This is a genomic window from Sulfuricurvum sp. (genome assembly GCF_023250475.1).
In the GTDB taxonomy this organism is placed as follows: domain Bacteria; phylum Campylobacterota; class Campylobacteria; order Campylobacterales; family Sulfurimonadaceae; genus Sulfuricurvum.
Window position 1 is genome coordinate 1 of the sequence record NZ_JAHFAQ010000156.1, and the last position, 4,171, is coordinate 4,171.

At 45.8% G+C, this 4,171-nt stretch carries 5 protein-coding genes; 2 read left to right on the top strand and 3 right to left on the bottom strand.

Features of this window, described 5'->3' with window-relative positions; translation table 11 throughout:
* On the top strand, window positions 1-1,355 hold a 1,355-nt coding region (locus Q0C19_RS11200; protein WP_295056024.1), incomplete at its 5' end, for a SulP family inorganic anion transporter.
* A gap of 106 nt (window positions 1,356-1,461) precedes the next feature.
* Window positions 1,462-2,199, top strand: a complete 738-nt coding sequence (locus Q0C19_RS11205; RefSeq protein ID WP_295056026.1) for a pirin-like bicupin family protein — start codon at window positions 1,462-1,464, stop codon at window positions 2,197-2,199.
* Here Q0C19_RS11205 and Q0C19_RS11210 read toward each other — a convergent pair.
* The 3 genes from Q0C19_RS11210 to Q0C19_RS11220 form a co-directional block, all read right to left on the bottom strand.
* On the bottom strand, window positions 2,196-3,077 hold the full coding sequence (locus Q0C19_RS11210) for a diguanylate cyclase (RefSeq protein WP_295056029.1): 882 nt from the start codon (window positions 3,075-3,077) through the stop codon (window positions 2,196-2,198). The two genes, Q0C19_RS11205 and Q0C19_RS11210, sit on opposite strands and share 4 nt — an antisense overlap.
* A 78-nt stretch (window positions 3,078-3,155) precedes the next feature.
* Window positions 3,156-3,491, bottom strand: coding sequence for a hypothetical protein (locus tag Q0C19_RS11215; RefSeq protein WP_295056031.1), 336 nt, complete (start codon window positions 3,489-3,491; stop codon window positions 3,156-3,158).
* Window positions 3,491-4,171: aminotransferase class V-fold PLP-dependent enzyme (locus Q0C19_RS11220; protein ID WP_295056033.1), on the bottom strand; the 681-nt coding region annotated here is incomplete at its 5' end. The genes Q0C19_RS11215 and Q0C19_RS11220, both read right to left, overlap by 1 nt.

Genomic DNA, 4,171 nt, shown 5'->3' on the forward strand with positions numbered 1-4,171 from the left:
TCATTTTGGATTCAATGACCCATACCTTTCACGATTCCAATAAAGAACTGATTGCCCAAGGTTCAGGCAATATCGTTTCCGCATTGATCGGAGGTATGCCCGGATCAGGGATGATGGGGGCGACGATGGTCAATCTTTCCAGTGGAGGTAATACCCGACTCTCCGGTATTATCGAAGGGGTTATGGCGGTTGCCGCCTTTGTCGTACTCGGTTCCTATATCGCATGGATTCCGGTCTCTGCATTGGCCGGAATATTAATGGTAATCGGTTTGCGGATGATTGACAGACACAGTTTGAAGCTACTGAGAACGCGTCAGACGGCACTCGATTTCTTTATTATTGTCTCTGTAGCCGTTACGGCACTTTCGGTCAGTTTGATTGCCGCTGCGGGGGTAGGTCTCGTTTTGGCGGTGGTCTTGTACATCGTTCAGCAAATCGGTGCTTCGGTCGTGTTTCGACACATAGATGGAAGCGAAGCGAGAAGCAAGATCGTCCGCAGCCGTGAAGACGAGACTCTTTTGCGTGAAAAAGGGGATATTTTTTCGGTTTATGAATTGCACGGGAGTCTCTTTTTTGGAACGGCCAATCAGCTTTATACGATGCTGCAGGACGATTTACAGCATAAAAAATACATTATTATGGACATGAAACGGGTTCAAACGGTCGACTTGACGGCGGCACATATCCTCTTGCAGATCAAAGACATTCTGCATGAACGAGACGGATATCTTCTCCTCTGTCATCTGCCGCATAAACTACCGACCGGAGATGATCTGGAGAGCTATTTCAATCAGGTCGGACTTCTAAAACATTTAAGTCCGATCAAAGTGTTTGATGATTTGGACGATGCCGTTGAGTGGGCAGAAAATAAAATTATCAAAGAATTTTCGCTGGAGCAAAAAGGGGAAGAACTTCTGGAACTTCACGATTTTGATCTTTTTAAAGGGCGCAGAGATGAGACCTTGGAAGAGATTCAAAGTTTGTTGGAAAGCCGATGCGTCAAAAAAGGGGAGGTGATCTATTCCGAAGGGGAGGGGAGCGGTGAAATCTTTTTGATCCGTCGCGGTTCGGTGAGAATCATGCTCCCCACTCCGGGAGGAAAAAGTATCCATCTCAGCACGTTGGGACAAAACAATTTTTTCGGCGAATTTTCCTTTTTGGAAGGGGTTCCTCACTATACCGATACCGTTGCCGGAAGCGATACCGATTTGTATTACATTACACGGGAAAATTTTGATTTGTTTAAAAAACACCATAAAAAAGCGGCATTTCATTTTATGCAATCGCTTGCCGCCGTGTTGGCCGAGAGACTGAGGTTGACCCGTGCCGAACTGGTTGCGGAATATGACGTATGAAGCTTAGGGATCGTTTTTAGGAAAATCGGTTTAATTTCTGTAGAGTACAATTGCTCTATCATGATAGGCTTAAAGCTATCGTTATCTTTGTTACAAAGGGGGATAGATGCAGTTTTTTCTCCATAAAGCCGATGAGCGTGGAATTGTGGAGCTGGGCTGGCTACACAGCCGATTTAGCTTCAGCTTTGCCGATTATCATAACCGTGAGCGGATGGGATTCGGTGCTTTGCGTGTACTGAATGACGATTGCATTGAGCCTTTGGGCGGCTTTGGAATGCATCCGCATCATGATATGGAAATTATTACGATTGTTACGAAAGGTTCGCTTGAGCATAAAGACTCGCAAGGGAACCATGGGATTATCAAGGCGGGTGAAATCCAGTATATGTCTGCCGGACGGGGTGTTGAGCACTCTGAATTCAATCCCTCTTCACAAGAGCAGACCGAATTATTTCAGATATGGATCATCCCGCGTAAAAAAGGGGTGATCCCCCGCTATAAACAGCGCCATTGCGATTTGAACAGACTGAATCGCTGGGAATTAATTGTCAGCGGTGAGGGGAAGAAAGGATCTTTAAAAATTGCCCAGAATGTCAATATACGGATATCGCATCTGTTTTTTGGACATACGCTCGTCTCCGATCCTGTCAAGATAGGGTATGGACGGTTATTATTCATAGTGGACGGAGAGGTGAATGTCTGCGGCTATACCCTCAAACAGCGAGACGAACTGCAAATTATCGGGGATGAACCGTTTGAGATTACGGTTAATAGAGATGCGCACCTGTTATTATTCGACGTACCCTTGGTCGATTTTGACCAAAAAAGAGCTTCACTCCTCTAAAGAAGCGTTGTCGGTGAGCTTTCCGATGATTGTTTCAATGCCGTTTCGGCACGGGAGATAATATCCGATATCTCTTCATCCTTTGTTTGAATCGTCGTACCCAGTCGCATACTGATCGTTTTAAGATTTTCAAACGGCTCTTCTCTCATCACTCCGAGCAGTTTACGGCTGAATTTCATCGCATTATCGGCGGAATCGATAAGATAGGCCAGCATAAAAATCTTTTTCTCCCAGCGAACCAGCATATCGCTTTGTCGAATATTGCATTTAATACTGGAGCTGAAATCATGCAGGTATTTTTCCGTATCGCTATCCGAAGAGTTCATCTCTATCATCGTTATGCCGATCGATTTTTCATTGAATTCTGCTGCGTTTTGAAAACTTTTTGAGGTATGAATAAAATAATCTTTGTTGAACGCACCGCTCTCTTTATCGATGCTGACATCATTTTCGATCATGATCCGTTTGATTAGGTCTTGGGAAATATCGGCAAATGAGATAATCGTATAGTCTTTGACCGGTGATTCGATGGTGACTGAAAATGCATAGGGTTCGGCACGATAGTTGATCATACTGACAATCCTGTCAGATTCCGGAATATTCTGAAGCACAGTAATCCAAGTATCGGGGTCTGCCTTACCGGCATGAAAATAGGCGTCATGCGGTACAAAACGGTTTACTAAGGAGCCGAATTCACGTAGAAATGCTTTAACGGTAGGGATATTGGTAAAGTTCTGAAAGGCTTTGTTAAAAAGGATCGGAGTACTTTGATACATCAGGACAATTAAGTTACTTTGGGTGTCGATGGCCGATTGAAACAGTTTGCTGCATACGTCATCTTCGGTTAGTAAATAAACCTCATTTTCTGATAGGCTCATAAAACCCCTTTCTCAAAAATATACCGCACAATAATAACACATTGGAATGCGATTTGTGATGGTCAGAGAAAGAAGGGTTTAGTGGAATATTTTAGACTGATTTTTCAAGAGATACAGTTGACCGTAGCAATCACAGAATTTCTTGCAGCCGCAGGCGTAAAAGAGATTTTTACCGGTATCCAGCGAATAGTTTCCGAAATCGGTTTTGATCACATCGCCTTGAATTTTCTCAAGGGTAATCGTCCGTACCAAGCAGGAATCTAGAGGATCGAGACGATGAAATTTTTCACGGGTCGAATGGATCCAGAGAATTTTTGAGGGGAGGGTGAGGGATAGGAGGAACTCTTTGTTCCACTCACGCACTGCACCTAGTGTTTCTAACTCTAAATCACTGACGTTGCGGTAGGGTCGCATCAGCCAACTTCGTTTGTGTAGGCATAGGTTGAAGAGATAGCACGCAGACGCTCTGCCGCTTTGACAAATACGTCGATGGTATAATCGATATCTTCGGCAGTCGTAAAGCGGCTTAGGCTGAGGCGGATCGCCGTATGGGCGAGTTCAGGATCTTGCCCTATCGCACTCATAACGGGATTGGCTTCCAGCGATTCGGAAGCGCACGCACTCCCCGTCGAAGCGGCAATCCCGGCACGGTTGAGATCCCACAGCATCGATTCCCCCTCGATGCCGCGCAGTGAAATGAGGATGGTGTTGGGTGTACGGCGTTCACGGTCACCGACGACGAAGGTATCAGGCAGCTGTGAGATAGCATCTTCGAGACGGTCACGGAGTGCTCTGACATCGCTGTTCATTTTGTCCAGATGGCCGACCGACTGTTTCATCGCAAGACCCATTCCGATGATGTAGGCGACGTTGAGAGTTCCCGCACGCTTGCCCCCCATTTGCTCTCCGCCATGTAGCAAGTTCGGAAGCTCGGAACCTTTGCGGACATACAATCCGCCGATCCCTTTGGGACCGTGAAATTTATGGGCCGAGAAGGTGAGATAATCGATCGGTGTTGCGGTGAGATCGACTTTCACTTTTCCGATCGCTTGAACGGCGTCGGTATGAAATAAAATACCACGCTCTTGGGCGAT

Bases quoted from the DNA above. Each gene is read 5' to 3' on its own strand.
- Q0C19_RS11205 (WP_295056026.1), top strand. From the start codon at position 1,462: ATGCAGTTTTTTCTCCATAAAGCCGATGAGCGTGGAATTGTGGAGCTG.
- Q0C19_RS11210 (WP_295056029.1), bottom strand. From the start codon at position 3,077: ATGAGCCTATCAGAAAATGAGGTTTATTTACTAACCGAAGATGACGTA.
- Q0C19_RS11215 (WP_295056031.1), bottom strand. From the start codon at position 3,491: ATGCGACCCTACCGCAACGTCAGTGATTTAGAGTTAGAAACACTAGGT.